Genomic DNA, 14983 nt, shown 5'->3' on the forward strand with positions numbered 1-14983 from the left:
CGAAGGGCCTCCGCCATCCTGGCGGGCGGAAAGCGTCAAATATGTCCAACGGAGGTCTAAACCACTCGTACGGGTCGTATCCGATCCGGTCGTTGGACGCCGGCCGCCCTCGGGGTGATCACCGGGCTGTCGGTCGTACCGGATAGCCTCCTTCCGAGTCGGACGGCACAACCGGGGGAGCAGGGGCGCATGAGCGGTCACACCGACGACGAGGGCGCCGAGCGCCTGGCCGCCGAGGGGGAGGTCGCGGTCGCCCGGCTGGCGATCGACTCCGGGGACCTGACGCACGCCGCCGAGCACCTCGGCGACGCGATCCTCGCCGCCCCCCAACTGCCCGAACTGCACGAGGCGCTGGCCGAGTTGTGCGCCGCGGCGGGCGGACCGGCGGCGGCCCGCGAGCTGTTCCCGCTGGACGGCCGGGTGTACCTCGGCACGGCGGTCTGCCGGGCCCACGTGGAGGCCGCGGCGGGGGACTGGAACGCCGCCGTCGGACTGCTCGCCTCCGCCATCCAGGCCGAGCCGGCCCGCCCCTGGGCGCACGCCGCCTGGCTCGCCCGCGAGGACCTGCCAGGCCTGGTCGACCCGGACGCCGTCGCCCAGGCGGTGGCCCGCGCGACCGGCGCGCTGCCCGACCCGCTCCCGGCCGAACCGGCCGAAGCCGTACGGCCGTTCCACGACTTCGTGCAGGCCGTGCTGGACCGCCACGGTGACCACGTCCTGCTGCTGGCGATGGCCTCCGGCCTGACCCGCCGGCTCGGCGACACCGCCCGCGCCGTCGAACTCGCCGACCGGGCGCACCGGTCGGCCCCCGGCTACCTGCCCGCCGTGATGCTCGGCAACGCCCTGCGCTCGGCCGGCCGCCCGGAGCAGGCGCTCGCCGTCTGGGAGGCCGAACTGGAGCGGGTCGCACCGGACCTCGACGACTCCAACAGCTACCTCGCCGTCGACGTCGCCGAGTTGTACGGCGCGCTCGGCCGCCCCGCCGAGGGCCTGCCCTGGCTGGACCGGGTGCTCGCCGCCGTGCCCGACCACCCCAAGGCCGGCCCGGCCCGGTACGGGCTGCGCCACGCCCTCGACGGCGACCCGGCGCACCTGCTCGCCCTGGCCGACCACAACCGCGCCCACCCCGAGCACGGGTACGCCCAGGAGCTGCTGGAGCGGCTGAGCCACCGGGAGCCCTGGCTCGGCCTGGTCTCCGGCGCCACCGAGGCCACCGTCAACGTGCTGCACCAGGTGCTCGCCGCCGCCGACACCAGCCGCGACACCGAGATCGAGTGCACGGCCTCCACCGTGGAGCCGCCCAGCTCGGTGCTGGCCGTCCGGCTCGCGCTGCCGCGCTCCACCGTCCGCTACCAGGCCGTCGGCGAGCCCGACCCCCGGCTGCCGCTGACCGAGCCCACCACCCGGATCTGGGCCTGGGACGGCACCGACCCGCGCCCGGCCGTCGACCCGCCCGCGCCGCAGAGCGCCGAACTCGTCCGGGCCACCGCCGAGATCTTCTGGCCGACCGTCCCCGCCGCCTACGACCACGCCGTCCGGCTGGCCGGACTGCCGCTGGACGACCTGCTCGGCGTCCTGGTCCACCCGCCGGTGCCGCGCGAGGACGACCTCGGCCGCGCCCTGCTCGCCCACCAGCCCGAACTCTGGGTGCGGGCCGTCCAGGTCTTCGCCTGCCTCGGCATCGCCCACCACCGGGCCGACCAGCCCTGGGAGGGCTCCGAGCGCCGCCGGGTGCTGCGCGACCTGCTGCTCGGGCCGGAGGACTGGGTGGTCGAGGCGGCCGGCTTCGCGCTGGTCGCGATCGGCTGGACGCAGCCGCGGACCAGGGCCGACATCGCCGAGCTGCTCCGGCAGCGGCTGCACCACGGCGCCCGGGCCCGCCGCACCCGGGCGGTGACGATCCTGCGCTCGCTGTCCGCGCTGGTGCTCGCCGCGCCCTGGACGTCCGCCGAGGACCGCGCGCTCGCCCGCCACCTGACGGCCCGGGAGGATGCCGCCGACGCGGGGGCGGAGCCGGAGCCGCAGGAGTCGGAGCCGCAGGCCCCGGCAGCGGCGGCCGCGGAGGAGGAGCCCCGGCGCGGCCGGCTGCGCCGCCTCTTCGGCCGGGGCTGATCGGCCGGGGCTGAGGCTCAGAGGGCCTAACCCACCCCGGGCAGCGGCTCCTGGTCGACGTCGTACCGGGCGACCCGCTCCGCCGGGTCCCGGCACTCCGGGCCCAGCCGCAGCATCCGCGACTCCGGGTCGTGCAGCGGCCGGTGGCAGCGGCGGCAGGTCACCCGCGGGCGGAGGGTCTGCGCGGTGTCCGTCCCGGGGAGCGGCTCGGGCTCGGCCGGTCCGGAAGGGCCGGTCGGTCCGGGAAGGCCGGGAGGGGTGGTCGGGCTGGTCATGGTGAGACGGTAGCCGTCCGCGCCGTCAGGGCCCCGGCCGGTGCGTGAAACGATGGCCCCATGGCCACCGACCGCAGCAGCGCAGGAGACCCGGCCCGCACCCTGGCCCTGCTCTGGGGGCTCACCGCCGAGGAGAAGCCCGGCCGGCGCGGGCCCCGGCAGGCGCGCTCGACCGGCGAGATCGCCGCCGTGGCGATCGCCCTCGCCGACGCCGAGGGCGTGGACGCCGTCACCATGCGCCGGGTCGCGCAGGAGCTGGGCCTCTCCCCGATGGCGCTCTACACCTACGTGCCGGGCAAGGCCGAGCTGCTCGACCTGATGCTGGACACCGTCTACGCCACGATGCCCCGCAGCACCCCGGCCGGGGAGGGCTGGCGCGCCCGGGTCACCGCCGTCGCGGACGACAACCGGGCGCTGCACCGCGCCCACCCGTGGGTCGCCGCCGTCTCCACCAGCCGCCCGCCGCTCGGGCCCGGCCTGATGGCCAAGTACGAGTACGAGCTGCGCGCCTTCGAGGGCACCGGGCTGCCCGACGTCGACCTGGACGCCGCGCTGACCCACCTGCTCGGCTTCGTCCAGACCTGTGCCCGGATGGCCGCCGACGAGCGCGCCGCCCGGCAGGACAGCGCGATGACCGACGAGCAGTGGTGGGCCGCCAACGCCGACCTGCTCGCCCGGGTCTTCGACGCCGAGCGCTACCCGGTCGCCGCCCGGGTCGGGGCCGCGGCCGGCGAGGCGCACGGCGGCGCGTACAGCCCGGACCACGCCTACGCCTTCGGCCTGGCCCGGGTCCTGGACGGGCTCGCCGCCCTCGTCGCGGGGCGGTAGCCGAGGCCGGCGGCCCGCCCGATCACCGAGGGGAGGCGGCCTCACCGCAGGGCGGCGGCCCGTCCGTCGTACCCCTGGCGCGCCGCCTCGACCTCCGGCACCCGCCGCTCCGACCAGTGCGCCAGCGCCGCGACCAGCTCCGCCGCCTCGCGCCCCAGCGGGGTGAGGCTGTAGTCGACCCGCGGCGGGATCACCGGGTGCGCCTCGCGCAGCACGAAGCCGTCCCGCTCCAGCGTCTGGAGGGTCTGGGCGAGCATCTTCTCGCTGACCCCGGTGACCTTGCGGCGCAGCTCGCTGAACCGGTAGCCGCGCTCGTTCAGCGCGCCCAGGACCAGCACGCCCCAGCGGCTGGTGACGTGCTCCAGCACGCCCCGGGACGGACACATCCGGTCGAAGACGTCGGCGGGTGGCAGTCCGCCGGCCTTCATCTCGCTTACCTTCATGTCAGTACCCTACTTTGAAGTGCGTACTTTCGAAAGGTTAGTGCCACCCCTAGGGTGAGTTCCGAGGCCAGAACCGCAAACGGAACCCCGAGGAGCTTCACCATGTACGTCGTCACCGGTGCCACCGGCCAGCTCGGCCGTCTCGTCGTCGAGGGCCTGCTGGCCCAGGTCCCCGCGAGCGAGGTGGCCGTCGCCGTCCGCTCCGCCGAGAAGGCCGCCGACCTGGCCGCGCGCGGCGTCGCCGTCCGCGTGGTCGACTACGACAAGCCGGAGACCCTGGCCGGCGCCTTCGCCGAGGGCGACCGGGTGCTGCTGATCTCGGGCAGCGAGGTCGGCCGCCGGATCCCGCAGCACCGGGCCGTGGTGGAGGCCGCCAAGGCCGCCGGGGTCGCGCTGCTCGCCTACACCAGCATCCCCGGCGCGGCCACCTTCCGGCTGGCCGACGAGCACAAGGCGACCGAGGAGCTGATCCTGGCCTCCGGGCTGCCGCACGCGTTCCTGCGCAACGGCTGGTACACCGAGAACTACCTGGGCGACGCGGCCGGCACGGTGGCGCGCGGCGTGGTGCTCGGCAGTGCCGGGGACGGGCGGGTCGCCACCGCCCCGCGCCGGGACTACGCGGACGCGGCGGTCGCCGTCCTGGTCGGCGAGGGCCACGAGGGCCGGGTGTACGAGCTGAGCGGCGACGCCGCGTGGAGCCTGCCCGAGCTGGCCGCCGAGCTGGCGAAGGCCTCCGGCAAGCCGGTCGGGCACCGGGACGTCACCCCGGCCGAGCACCTGGACGCGCTGGTCGGCGCGGGCCTGCCGCAGGGCTTCGCCGAGGCCCTGGTGGACGTGGACGCGGGCATCGCGCGCGGCGAGCTGGCCGGCACCCCGGGCGACCTGGCCCGGCTGATCGGCCGCCCGACCGTCCCGCTGGCCGAGTCCGTCCGCACGGCCCTCGACGCCTGAGACGACGGCTCCCGGCCCCCGGGGCACCCGCCCTGAGCTCCCGGAACTCCGGACGGGTCCAGCATGCAGGCAATGTCATGACCAAAATCCGGAAACGGAGATGACAGTCGCCCCTCCCGCCCGCTACCGTCGCCATCGACACACGCGCGCGGGAGGGCACTCGGCCATGGCGGGAACAGACCAGCAGGACAACGGCCGGGGCCTCTGGTACGGCGTCGCCGCGTACGGCATCTGGGGCCTCTTCCCCCTGTTCTGGCCGCTGCTGGAGCCGGGAGCCGCGGACGACATCCTGGCCAACCGGATGGTCTGGTCCCTGGTCGCGGTCGTCCTGCTGCTGGTCGCCCAGCGGCACTGGGGCTGGATACGCCCGCTGCTGCGCCAGCCCCGCCGGCTCGCCATGCTGGCCGGCGCGGCCACCGTGATCTCGGTCAACTGGGGCGTCTACATCTGGGCCGTCAACGCCGGCCACGTGGTCGAGACCAGCCTCGGCTACTTCATCAACCCCCTGGTCACCATCGGCTTCGGCGTCCTGGTGCTCAAGGAGCGGCTGCGCGGCGCCCAGTGGACGGCGGTGGGCATCGGCGCCGCCGCCGTCGCGGTGCTGTCCGTCGCGTACGGGCAGCTGCCCTGGATCGCCCTCACCCTGGCGCTCTCCTTCGCCACCTACGGCCTGCTGAAGAAGCAGGTCGGGCTGAGCGGCCTGGAGAGCCTGGCGGCCGAGAGCGCCTTCATGTTCCCGTTCGCCCTCGGCTACCTGGTCTACCTGGAGGTCAGCGGGCGCGGCACCTTCGGGCACACGGTGGCCGGCTCGTACGGCTGGGGGCACTCCGGGCTGCTGATGCTCAGCGGGGTGATCACCGCGATCCCGCTGCTGTTCTTCGGCGCGGCCGCCGTCCGGGTGCCGCTGACGGTGCTCGGCCTGCTGCAGTACCTGGCGCCGGTGTTCCAGTTCCTGATCGGCGTCGCGGTGTTCCACGAGTCCATGCCGCCCGCCCGCTGGGCCGGCTTCGGCCTGGTCTGGGTCGCGCTCGCGCTGCTCACCTGGGACGCGCTGCGCCAGGTGCGGGCCGACCGCGCGGTGCGGGCCGCCGCGGCGGTGCCGCAGCCCGCCCCCGCGGCGGCGGCCACCCCCGCGGCCGCCCCGGAGGCCGTCACGCGCTGATGTCCCGGCTGGTGAAGCGGGACCAGGCCGCCGAGCCGAACACGGCGACGTAGGCGGCCTGGAGGCCGAGGTCCTTCAGCACCCCGTCCCAGTACATCGGCGCCCGCAGCAGGTCCGCGAAGCTCAGCCAGTAGTGGGAGAACAGGAACGGGCTGACGGCGTGCAGCTGCGGGAAGACGTCCAGGATCTGGACGGTGACCACCAGCCCGACGGTCGCGGCCATCGCCGCGATGCCGCTGCCGGTGAGCGTGGAGACGAACAGCCCGATCGCCACCAGCCCGGCCAGTGAGGCCGCGACCACCAGCGCCACCAGCAGCGCGCGCAGCAGCGCGTCGCCGAGGCCGATGGTGTCCCCGGAGATCAGCGTGACCCGGCCGAGCGGGAAGAGCAGGGCACCCGCGGCCAGCGCCGTCACCGCGACCGCCGCCGTGGCCGCCAGGCAGAACACCAGCCCGGCGGTGAACTTGGCGGCCAGCAGCCTGGTCCGCCCGGCCGGGGCGACCAGCAGGTAGCGCAGCGTCCCGGCGGCCGACTCGCCCGCCACCGAGTCCCCGGCGACCACGCCGACCGTCATCGGCAGGAAGACCGGCAGCGCGACCGCGAGCGCCGTGAAGACCAGGAACAGCCCGTTCTGCGTGGTCTGCGCGATGAAGCTCGGACCGCCGCCGCCCTGGTGCGGACTGTCCGTGTTGAGCTTGACCACCACCCCGATCAGGATCGGCAGCGCCGCCAGGATGCCCAGCAGCACCTTGGTGCGCATCCGGCGGAAGGTCAGGTGCAGCTCGCTGCGGAACAGCGCCAGGAACCCGGCCGCCGTCTGCGGCCGCCGGCCGGTCGTCAACGGCAGCGTCCCGCCCTCGGCCGGTGCCTCAGCCCGCGACATCGAAGCCCTCCCCGGTCAGCGCCACGAAGGCGTCCTCCAACGTGCCCCGCTCCAGCCCGAAGCCGTGCACCCGCACCCCGGCCCCGACCAGCGCCGCGCACAGCCTGGGCAGCGCCTCCTCGTCCAGGACGCCCGGCTCGCCGTCCACCCGGTCCTCGCCGGGCACCAGGGCGGTGACCCGGTGGGCCGCCAGCACCTCCGCTGCCCGCGCCACGTCCGGGGTGCGGACCACCAGCCGGCCCTGCGCCCGGGCGGCCAGCTCGGCGACGGTGCCCTGCACCACCAGCCGGCCCCGGGACATCACCGCGGCATGGGTGCAGACCTGCTCGATCTCGTCCAGCAGGTGCGAGGAGAGGAACACCGTGGTGCCCTCCGCCGCGACCTCCCGGACCAGCGTCCGGATCTCCCGCATGCCCTGCGGGTCCAGCCCGTTGGTCGGCTCGTCCAGCACCAGCAGCTCGCGCGGCTGGAGCAGCGCGGAGGCCAGGCCCAGGCGCTGCTTCATGCCCAGCGAGTACGCGCGGGCCTTCTTGCCCGCCGCGGCGCTCAGGCCGACCCGGTCCAGGGCCGTGTCGACGCGCCGGCGGCGGGTGCGCGGGTCGGCGGTCGGGTCGGCGGCGTCGAAGCGCACCAGGTTGTCCCGTCCGGTGAGGAAGCCGTACAGGGCCGGGCCCTCGATCAGCGCGCCCACCCGGGGAAGCACGGTGGCGACGGACTGCGGCATCGACTCGCCGAGGACGGTGGCCGCGCCCGAGGTGGGGGCGATCAGGCCCATCAGCATCCGGATGGTGGTGGTCTTGCCGGAGCCGTTGGGGCCCAGGAAGCCGAAGACGGAGCCGCGCGGCACGGCGAGGTCCAGTCCGTCCACGGCGAGCTGGCCGCCGCGGAAGCGCTTGGTCAGGCCGCGGGTCCGGATGACGTCGTCGGAAGCCGGAGCAGAAGCGGAAGCCGAAGGAGTGGGAGTCGAAGGGGCGGTAGGAGCGGGCACGGGCGCGGGGGCCGGGCGCGACGCGGCGCCCGGACCCCCGGCCGGCTCCGTAACGTCCCCCGTTACGGGAGCCTGGGTCATCCGTCAGTTCACCCCGGCGGCGTGCTGGAGGACCGGCAGGGTCACCGCGCCGGCCAGGACCCGGCCGTCGTCGGTGAGCAGGACGTTGAGCACCTTGGTGCTCACCAGGGTGCCGCCGGCGACCGGCTTGCCGAGCGACTTCACCATCGACTGCGGGTTCAGCGACTGACCGGCCCCCGCCCCGTGGCCGCCGTGCTTGCCGCCCTTGGCGTCGCCCTTCGGCGCGCCGTCCGCGGCCCCGTCCACCGCGGCGGGCAGCCGGGTGGCGAGGACCGTCGTCCAGCCCTCGCCGATCACGTCGAGGCCCGCGGGCGCCCCGGCGTCCAGGTGCTCCCGGGCGTCGCCCGGCGCGCCCTTGGCCGCGTCCTGCGCCTTCTGCTCCGTCACCTTGGCGCCCTTGGGGGCGGTGAAGTCGAAGGTCTTGGCGTCCGGCCGGGCGAAGGACACCTGGGTGAAGCGGACGTTCAGCACGGTGCTGCCGTCGATGGACTTCACCGCCACCGACAGCGGCACCCCGTTGTCGGCGGCCACCGCGATCCGCACCTCGGCGAGGGTCGAACCGGACTGGGTGGGCTTCACGCTCAGCTGGTAGGCGTTCTGCCCGGCCACCTTGGCCGTCCCGGCGACGGTCACCGAGGTGGTGCCGGCGCTCGCGGCCAGGAACTGCTTGGCGGCCTCCTGCGGGGTGGTCGGCAGCTCGGACAGCGGCGTCTTGGCGTGCTCCTGGCCGGCGGCCCGACCGGTCATGTGCACCGCGGAGTTGGACGAGCTGTCCCAGGCCCAGGCCTGGTCGCCGTTGCGGACCATGGAGTAGCCGGCCATCTTCTCCAGCACGTCCACCCGCTGGCGGTCCGGGCCGTCCACCGCGATCCGCAGCGTCTGGTCCCCGCCGAGCAGGCCGAGCAGCTTGGACTGCGGGTCCGCGGTGGAGCCCCCGCCGTCACCGCCGTGCCCGCCGACCGCCCCACCGAGGCCGGCGGCGCCGCTCAGCAGCTGGCCGGGCACGCCGAGGTCGGTCGAGATGGCGACCGACCCGGACAGCGCCTGGGTCTCGGAGCCGAGCACCTTGGCGACCAGCTGCTCCGCGCTCACCGCCGGCAGGTCGGGCGCGCTGTCGGCGGCCAGTGCCGGGACCAGTCCCACCCCCGCGGCGATCGCGGCGACCACCGCCACCGGCACCCCGGCGCGCATCAGTACGCGCCGTCGGGAGCGGTACGGCGTACCGGCGTCCAGATCGTCCCCCGCCGCCTTCTCATTGGTCATGGCGTCCTCAACTCCTCCGCGAACACGTGTGGTTGGCCTTGCCCTTCCATTAGAGGCCGCCGCGCCGCCGCCGTCATCGCTCTGTGGGGCCAGATCGGGTTGACCTTCGTGGGTACGCCGACCCTGATGCCGCCTCAGGGTTGCATCCACCCGCGGTACCACCCCTGGCGTAGGGTCGCGCCATGGACGGAACCGCCACGGACTCCAGCACCCCGCCGACCGCGAACGCGATGCGCCGCGCCCTGCGCCGCGCCCGGGACGGCGTCGCCCTCGACGTGACCGAGGCCGCCGTGCTGTTGCAGGCCAGAGGCGAGGACCTGCTGGACCTCTGCGCGAGCGCCGCGAGGGTCCGCGACGCCGGACTCGAAGCGGCCGGCCGCCCCGGCGTCATCACCTACTCCAAGAGCGTCTTCATCCCGCTCACCCGGCTCTGCCGCGACAAGTGCCACTACTGCACCTTCGCCACCGTCCCCGGGAAGCTGCGCCGGGACGGGCACGGGATGTTCATGTCCCCGGACGAGGTGCTGGAGGTGGCCCGCCGCGGCGCCGAACTCGGCTGCAAGGAAGCCCTGATCACGCTCGGCGACAAGCCCGAGGACCGCTGGCCCGAGGCCCGCGAGTGGCTGGACGCGCACGGCTACGACGACACCATCGCCTACGTGCGCGCCATGTCGATCCGCATCCTGGAGGAGACCGGCCTGCTGCCGCACCTCAACCCCGGGGTGCTGGGCTGGACGGACTTCCAGCGGCTCAAGCCGGTCTCCGCCTCGATGGGCATGATGCTGGAGACCACCGCCACCCGGCTGTGGAGCGAGCCCGGCGGCCCGCACTTCGGCTCCCCGGACAAGGAGCCGGCCGTCCGGCTGCGGGTGCTGGAGGACGCCGGGCGCAGCTCCGTCCCGTTCACCAGCGGCCTGCTGATCGGCATCGGCGAGACGCACCAGGAGCGCGCCGAGTCGCTGTTCGCGCTGCGCAGGGTCTCCCGCGCCTACCACGGCGTCCAGGAGCTGATCCTGCAGAACTTCCGGGCCAAGCCGGACACCGCGATGCGCGGCATGCCGGACGCCGAACTGGACGAGCTGGTGGCCACGGTGGCCGTCGCCCGGCACCTGATGGGCCCGGCCGCCTGCCTCCAGGCCCCGCCGAACCTGGTGGACGGCGAGTACGAGCGGCTGATCGCGGCCGGCGTCGACGACTGGGGCGGGGTCTCCCCGCTCACCCCCGACCACGTCAACCCCGAGCGCCCCTGGCCGCAGATCGAGCGCCTCGCCGAGCGCTCGGCGGCGGCCGGCTTCGAGCTGCGCGAGCGCCTCGCCGTCTACCCCGAGTACGTGCTGCGCGGCGAGCCCTGGCTGGACCCGCGGGTGCTGCCGCACGTGCGCGCCCTGGCCGACCCGGCCACCGGCCTGGCGAACCCGGACGCCGTCGTCCGCGGCCTGCCCTGGCAGGAGCCCGAGGACCTGCCGGAGTCGTACGGGCGCACCGACCTGCACACCGCCGTCGACACCGAGGGCCGCACCGGCGACCGCCGGGCCGACTTCGAGGACGTGTACGGCGACTGGGAGGTGCTGCGCGAGCAGGTGCTCGCCAAGGGCGCGCCCGAGCACCTCTCCGGGGACCTCCGGGAGGCCCTGGCGGTGGCCGCGGACGACCCGGCGCGGCTGACCGACGACCAGGCGCTGGCCCTGTTCCACGCGGACGGCCCGGCCCTGGACGCGCTCTGCCGGATCGCCGACGACGTCCGCCGGGACGCCGTCGGGGACGACGTCACCTACTGCGTCACCAGGAACATCAACTTCACCAACGTCTGCTACACCGGCTGCCGCTTCTGCGCCTTCGCCCAGCGGCGCACCGACGCGGACGCCTACACCCTCTCCCTGGAGCAGGTCGCCGACCGGGCCGCGCAGGCCTGGGAGGTGGGCGCCACCGAGGTCTGCATGCAGGGCGGCATCCACCCGGACCTGCCCGGCACCGCCTACTTCGACATCGCCCGCGCGGTGAAGGAGCGGGTGCCCGGCATCCACGTGCACGCCTTCTCGCCGATGGAGGTGGTCAACGGCGCGACCCGCACCGGGCTGTCGATCCGGGACTGGCTGCAGCGCGCCAAGGAGTCGGGCCTGGACACCATCCCGGGCACCGCCGCCGAGATCCTCGACGACGAGGTCCGCTGGGTGCTCACCAAGGGCAAGCTGCCGGCCGCCACCTGGGTCGAGGTGGTCACCACCGCGCACGAGCTGGGCATCCGCTCCTCGTCCACGATGATGTACGGGCACGTGGACACCCTGGCGCACTGGCTCGGCCACCTGCGGCTGCTCGCCGGGATCCAGCAACGGACGGGCGGCTTCACCGAGTTCGTGACCCTGCCGTTCATCCACACCAACGCCCCGGTCTACCTGGCCGGCATCGCCCGGCCCGGCCCGAGCGCCCGGGACAACCGCGCGGTGGTCGCGATGGCCCGGCTGCTGCTGCACCCGCACATCCCCAACATCCAGACCAGCTGGGTCAAGCTGGGCGCCGAGGGCGCGGCCGAGATGCTCCGCTCGGGCGCCAACGACCTCGGCGGCACGCTGATGGAGGAGACCATCTCGCGGATGGCCGGCTCGGCGTACGGGAGCTACAAGTCGGTGCGCGACCTCCAGGCGATCGCCGAGGCGGCGGGCCGCCCGCACCGCCAGCGCACCACCACCTACGGCGAGGTGCCGGCCGAACGGCGGGCCGCGGCGCTGGCCTCGGACGGGCACCTGCCGGAGCTGCTGCCGGTGCTGGACTGAGGCCCGCGACGGTCCCGGCCGCCGCCCCGGTCGCCGTCCCGGCCGCCGTACGGGCGGCGGCCGGGACGGGGCGGTGAACTCCCGGGGACGGGTGCGCCGAAGTCCGGGGGACGGGGCCGGTCCGACCGGCTCTTCGAATACAGTGCGAGGGCGCGCGCCCGGCCGAGCGTCGCGCGGACCCCCACACGCCCGAGGAAAGGCGCCCCGTCGTGATGCCACTGTGGTCACGCGCCCAGCAGCAGGACTACCGCAGCCGGGTGCGGGGCTGTCTGCTCGGCGGTGCCATCGGCGACGCGCTCGGAGCCGGCGTCGAGTTCGAGTCGCTGGAGAAGATCCGGGCCCAGCACGGCCCGCAGGGCGTCACCGGCTACGTCCCCGCGTACGGGCGCACCGGCGCCGTCACCGACGACACCCAGCTCAGCCTCTTCACCGTCGACGGACTGATACGCGCCCACATCCGACGGGACACCGGCAGCTGGCACCCGCCCACCGACCTGCACCTGGCCTACCTGCGCTGGGCCGCCACCCAGCGCGACTGGGGCCCGGACGAGCGCCGCCCCGACCTCGGCTGGCTCGGCCGCGAGGAGTGGCTGTACGCCCAGCGCGCCCCCGGCCAGGGCTGCCTGTCCGGCCTCAGCGGGGCCCACGCCGAGCGGCTCGGCACCCTGGAGGCCCCCAAGAACCCGCACTCCAAGGGCTGCGGCACGGTGGTGCGGGCGGCGCCCTTCGGACTGCTCACCACCTGGGAGCCGGGCCTGGTGTTCCAGCTCGCGGTGGAGTGCTCGGTGCTCACCCACGGCCACCCCACCGGCTACCTCGCGGCGGGCGCGCTCGCGGTGATCGTCCAGTCCGTCGCCCGCGGCGGCACCCTGGAGGAGGGCGTCCACCTCGCGCTCGCCCTGCTCTCCGAGCGGTCGGCGCACGAGGAGACCACCGCGGCGCTGCGGGCCGCCCTGGACGCGGTGCGGGCCGGCGAGCCGTCCGCCGAGCGGGTCGAGGCGCTGGGGGAGGGCTGGGTCGCCGAGGAGGCGCTGGCGATCGGGGTCTACTGCGCCCTCGTCGCGCACGACGTCCGCTCGGGCCTGCTGCTCGCCGTCAACCACTCCGGGGACAGCGACTCCACCGGCGCGATCTGCGGCAACCTGCTCGGGGCGCTGCACGGGGACACCGCGCTGCCGCCGGGCCTGCTGGCCGGGCTCGAAGGGCGCGGGGCGATCCTCGAACTCGCCGATGACTTCGTGATGGAGCTGGTGCACGGCACCGAACTGCACGACCGGCGGACCCCGGAGGGCGCCAACTGGACCACCCGCTACCCGGTGGCGGGCTGAACCGGGGCCTTGAGTGCCGGAGTTGCACCGGGACCGGCTCTCAGGACCGGCCCTCAGGACCGGCCCTCGGGACCGGAGCCGGGCCGGGCCGGGGCGGCCCCCGGAACGGGAGTTGCCCGTAGCGCCGGCCGCCGACGGGCGACGGACACCGCTACGGGCAACTGGTCCGAGTGCGGAACCGGAGGGGGGTCAGCCCGGGAGCTCGCCGAAGGCGCCGCCCGCCGCCGCCGAGGCGAAGGTGTTCCACGCCTCGGTCGAGAAGCGCAGTTGGGGGCCCCGGGGGTCCTTGGAGTCCCGGACGGCCACCTCCCCCGCGCCGGGGACGGCGATCTCCACACAGGCGCCTTGGCCCCCGCTGTGACTGCTCTTGTGCCAAGGGGTTCCGTACTCGGACGGGGTGATCATTCGTGGAATTCCTTCTCGATGTCGGCTATCAGCGACCGGCTCTCCGAGACACCGAGTGCGGCCGCTCTCAGGTAGTCGTACAGACCGGTATAGCGGCGCACGTCCGCCTCCTTCTCCAGGTAGAGATCGCTCGTCACACCTTCGAAGTAGACAACTGTGGAATCGGCTGACTCGGGGAACTCCAGCAGCGAGAATGTCCCGGTCATTCCGGGATGGGCGCCGTGCGAGAACGGGATCACCTGGATGGTGATGTTCGGGCGCTGGCTGAGTTCCAGCATCTGCCGCAGCTGCTGGGCCATCACCGCCTTGCTGCCGACCTCGCGGCGCAGCACCGCCTCGTCTATGACGGTCCACAGGCTGCCCAGCTGGTTCTCGCCGTGGACGCGCTCCTGGCGCTTCATCCGGACCTGTACCCGGCGCTGCACGGCGACCGCGTCGGTGTCCGGCTGGGTGCCCTCGACCACGGCCTGGGCGTAGTGCTCGGTCTGCAGCAGGCCGGGGACGAAGGAGGACTCGTACGCGCGGATCGAGGAGGCCTCGGCCTCCAGCCCGATGTAGACGCTGTACGGGGTCGGCATGTCGTTGAAGTCGTGCCACCAGCCGCGCTGGCGGGACTCCTTGGCCATCTCCATCAGGCTGGCGCGCAACTGGTCGTCGGGCACCTTGTAGACGTCGCAGAGGTCGCGCACGTCGCGCTGGCTGATGCTGCGCCGGCCGTTCTCCAACCGGCTGATCTTCGACTGGGAGACCATCAGCCGGCCGGCGACCTCCTCCGCCGTCATGCCGAGGCCCTCACGGAGTTTGCGCAGCTCCGAACCGAGGCGCCGACGGCGCACGGTGGGATTGACGTTGGCGGACACTTCGACCTCCGGCCGGACCTCTGGTGCTCGTTGGAACGGCAGTCCTCGGAACACTTCGGACATTGGGACCAACCCCCCTGACTTGGAGCAGCATGTCACCTTGGGCCAGGTCGGCGCCGGGGAATCACAGCAGCGCGGTAGAACAGATCATCGGAAAAGCACTTCCGCGAGACAGCGAAAGCCCCCAGGTGGTAATGCGGCTCGGACGACTCGGACAGGTACTGCGGAGGCCGTCCCCGGACCGGCCCGCACCTGCCCCGGCGCGTGCGGGGGGCGGGCGGTTGCCGGGCGTCCGGGGACGGCGAAGGGGCGGTCGCCGGGCGACTCGCGTCGCGGGGCGACCGCCCCTCGGTGCTGGTGGTGCCGGTGGTGCGTCCGGTGCGGCCGGTGCGCGTCGTGCTCCTGGCGCCGGTGGTACCGGTCGTGCGTCGGGTCGCTCGGCGCCCTCGGGCGGTGCGAGCGGGGCGGCGTGCGCCGCCGGGTGCGCGGCCGTTGGCGTCGGACGCGCGGCCGGTGCCGGCGGGCGTGCGGCGGGCGTGCGGGTCAGGCCCATGTCCAGGGCGACGCCGCTGGCGAACTGCTTCTTCTCCATCCAGCTCGGGCCGGTGGGGTTCCAGCGGACGATGGAGACGG

The 14983-nt window shown here is 74.6% G+C and carries 13 protein-coding genes and 1 pseudogene; 6 read left to right on the forward strand and 8 right to left on the reverse strand.

Going from position 1 to position 14983, the window contains the following annotated elements:
- Positions 1–189 precede the first annotated feature (189 nt).
- The gene (locus tag ACWDCZ_RS30060; protein WP_449817475.1) at positions 190–2112 is read left to right on the forward strand and encodes a hypothetical protein; all 1923 of its coding nucleotides are present in this window, start codon (positions 190–192) and stop codon (positions 2110–2112) included.
- Positions 2113–2138: 26 nt separating this feature from the next.
- Here the strand turns inward: ACWDCZ_RS30060 and ACWDCZ_RS30065 are convergent, their stop codons facing one another.
- Positions 2139–2387 (reverse strand): DUF6011 domain-containing protein, encoded by a 249-nt coding sequence (locus tag ACWDCZ_RS30065; RefSeq protein ID WP_449817476.1) that lies wholly within the window; start codon positions 2385–2387, stop codon positions 2139–2141.
- Positions 2388–2447: 60 nt separating this feature from the next.
- On the opposite strand from ACWDCZ_RS30065, the gene ACWDCZ_RS30070 reads away from it, so the two are divergent.
- On the forward strand, positions 2448–3215 hold the full coding sequence (locus ACWDCZ_RS30070; RefSeq protein WP_449817477.1) for a TetR/AcrR family transcriptional regulator: 768 nt from the start codon (positions 2448–2450) through the stop codon (positions 3213–3215).
- A gap of 41 nt (positions 3216–3256) precedes the next feature.
- On the opposite strand, the gene ACWDCZ_RS30075 is transcribed toward ACWDCZ_RS30070, so the two are convergent.
- Positions 3257–3658: a winged helix-turn-helix transcriptional regulator gene (locus ACWDCZ_RS30075; protein WP_074001251.1), complete on the reverse strand. Its 402-nt coding sequence runs from the start codon at positions 3656–3658 to the stop codon at positions 3257–3259.
- Between the two features lie 102 nt (positions 3659–3760).
- On the opposite strand from ACWDCZ_RS30075, the gene ACWDCZ_RS30080 reads away from it, so the two are divergent.
- Together ACWDCZ_RS30080 and rarD are read left to right on the forward strand one after the other, a co-directional pair.
- Entirely contained in the window at positions 3761–4609 is an 849-nt protein-coding gene (locus tag ACWDCZ_RS30080) for an SDR family oxidoreductase (protein WP_049659738.1), read from the forward strand.
- Between the two features lie 166 nt (positions 4610–4775).
- Positions 4776–5771, forward strand: a complete 996-nt coding sequence (gene rarD / locus ACWDCZ_RS30085) for an EamA family transporter RarD (protein WP_387974711.1) — start codon at positions 4776–4778, stop codon at positions 5769–5771.
- Here the strand turns inward: rarD and ACWDCZ_RS30090 are convergent.
- Genes ACWDCZ_RS30090 through ACWDCZ_RS30100 form a run of 3 tightly spaced genes read right to left on the reverse strand, consistent with a single transcriptional unit; the run spans position 5761 to position 8986 of the window.
- Positions 5761–6654: an ABC transporter permease gene (locus ACWDCZ_RS30090; RefSeq protein WP_387974709.1), complete on the reverse strand. Its 894-nt coding sequence runs from the start codon at positions 6652–6654 to the stop codon at positions 5761–5763. The two genes, rarD and ACWDCZ_RS30090, sit on opposite strands and share 11 nt — an antisense overlap.
- On the reverse strand, positions 6641–7723 hold the full coding sequence (locus tag ACWDCZ_RS30095) for an ABC transporter ATP-binding protein (RefSeq protein ID WP_449817478.1): 1083 nt from the start codon (positions 7721–7723) through the stop codon (positions 6641–6643). The genes ACWDCZ_RS30090 and ACWDCZ_RS30095 overlap by 14 nt, the downstream gene beginning before the upstream one ends.
- Before the next feature lie 3 nt (positions 7724–7726).
- Positions 7727–8986, reverse strand: a complete 1260-nt coding sequence (locus tag ACWDCZ_RS30100) for a LolA family protein (RefSeq protein WP_449817479.1) — start codon at positions 8984–8986, stop codon at positions 7727–7729.
- A gap of 182 nt (positions 8987–9168) precedes the next feature.
- On the opposite strand from ACWDCZ_RS30100, the gene ACWDCZ_RS30105 reads away from it, so the two are divergent.
- Positions 9169–11757, forward strand: a complete 2589-nt coding sequence (locus ACWDCZ_RS30105) for a bifunctional FO biosynthesis protein CofGH (RefSeq protein ID WP_449817480.1) — start codon at positions 9169–9171, stop codon at positions 11755–11757.
- A gap of 212 nt (positions 11758–11969) precedes the next feature.
- Positions 11970–13085, forward strand: coding sequence for an ADP-ribosylglycohydrolase family protein (locus ACWDCZ_RS30110; RefSeq protein WP_049656224.1), 1116 nt, complete (start codon positions 11970–11972; stop codon positions 13083–13085).
- A 189-nt stretch (positions 13086–13274) separates the two neighbouring features.
- Here the strand turns inward: ACWDCZ_RS30110 and ACWDCZ_RS30115 are convergent, their stop codons facing one another.
- The 3 genes and pseudogenes from ACWDCZ_RS30115 to ACWDCZ_RS30125 form a co-directional block, all read right to left on the reverse strand.
- Positions 13275–13490 (reverse strand): DUF397 domain-containing protein, encoded by a 216-nt coding sequence (locus ACWDCZ_RS30115; RefSeq protein WP_049656225.1) that lies wholly within the window; start codon positions 13488–13490, stop codon positions 13275–13277.
- The gene (locus ACWDCZ_RS30120; protein WP_049656226.1) at positions 13487–14350 is read right to left on the reverse strand and encodes a helix-turn-helix domain-containing protein; all 864 of its coding nucleotides are present in this window, start codon (positions 14348–14350) and stop codon (positions 13487–13489) included. Before ACWDCZ_RS30120 ends, ACWDCZ_RS30115 begins: the two co-directional genes overlap by 4 nt.
- A 496-nt stretch (positions 14351–14846) precedes the next feature.
- Positions 14847–14983, reverse strand: a pseudogene (locus ACWDCZ_RS30125) (iron-siderophore ABC transporter substrate-binding protein); the annotation flags it as partial.

Source organism: Kitasatospora sp. NPDC001225 (assembly GCF_053597855.1).

Coding starts and splice junctions, on each gene's coding strand:
- ACWDCZ_RS30060 (WP_449817475.1), top strand. CDS start 190: ATGAGCGGTCACACCGACGACGAGGGCGCCGAGCGCCTGGCCGCCGAG.
- ACWDCZ_RS30065 (WP_449817476.1), bottom strand. CDS start 2,387: ATGACCAGCCCGACCACCCCTCCCGGCCTTCCCGGACCGACCGGCCCT.
- ACWDCZ_RS30070 (WP_449817477.1), top strand. CDS start 2,448: ATGGCCACCGACCGCAGCAGCGCAGGAGACCCGGCCCGCACCCTGGCC.
- ACWDCZ_RS30075 (WP_074001251.1), bottom strand. CDS start 3,658: ATGAAGGTAAGCGAGATGAAGGCCGGCGGACTGCCACCCGCCGACGTC.
- ACWDCZ_RS30080 (WP_049659738.1), top strand. CDS start 3,761: ATGTACGTCGTCACCGGTGCCACCGGCCAGCTCGGCCGTCTCGTCGTC.
- rarD (WP_387974711.1), top strand. CDS start 4,776: ATGGCGGGAACAGACCAGCAGGACAACGGCCGGGGCCTCTGGTACGGC.
- ACWDCZ_RS30090 (WP_387974709.1), bottom strand. CDS start 6,654: ATGTCGCGGGCTGAGGCACCGGCCGAGGGCGGGACGCTGCCGTTGACG.
- ACWDCZ_RS30095 (WP_449817478.1), bottom strand. CDS start 7,723: ATGACCCAGGCTCCCGTAACGGGGGACGTTACGGAGCCGGCCGGGGGT.
- ACWDCZ_RS30100 (WP_449817479.1), bottom strand. CDS start 8,986: ATGACCAATGAGAAGGCGGCGGGGGACGATCTGGACGCCGGTACGCCG.
- ACWDCZ_RS30105 (WP_449817480.1), top strand. CDS start 9,169: ATGGACGGAACCGCCACGGACTCCAGCACCCCGCCGACCGCGAACGCG.
- ACWDCZ_RS30110 (WP_049656224.1), top strand. CDS start 11,970: ATGCCACTGTGGTCACGCGCCCAGCAGCAGGACTACCGCAGCCGGGTG.
- ACWDCZ_RS30115 (WP_049656225.1), bottom strand. CDS start 13,490: ATGATCACCCCGTCCGAGTACGGAACCCCTTGGCACAAGAGCAGTCAC.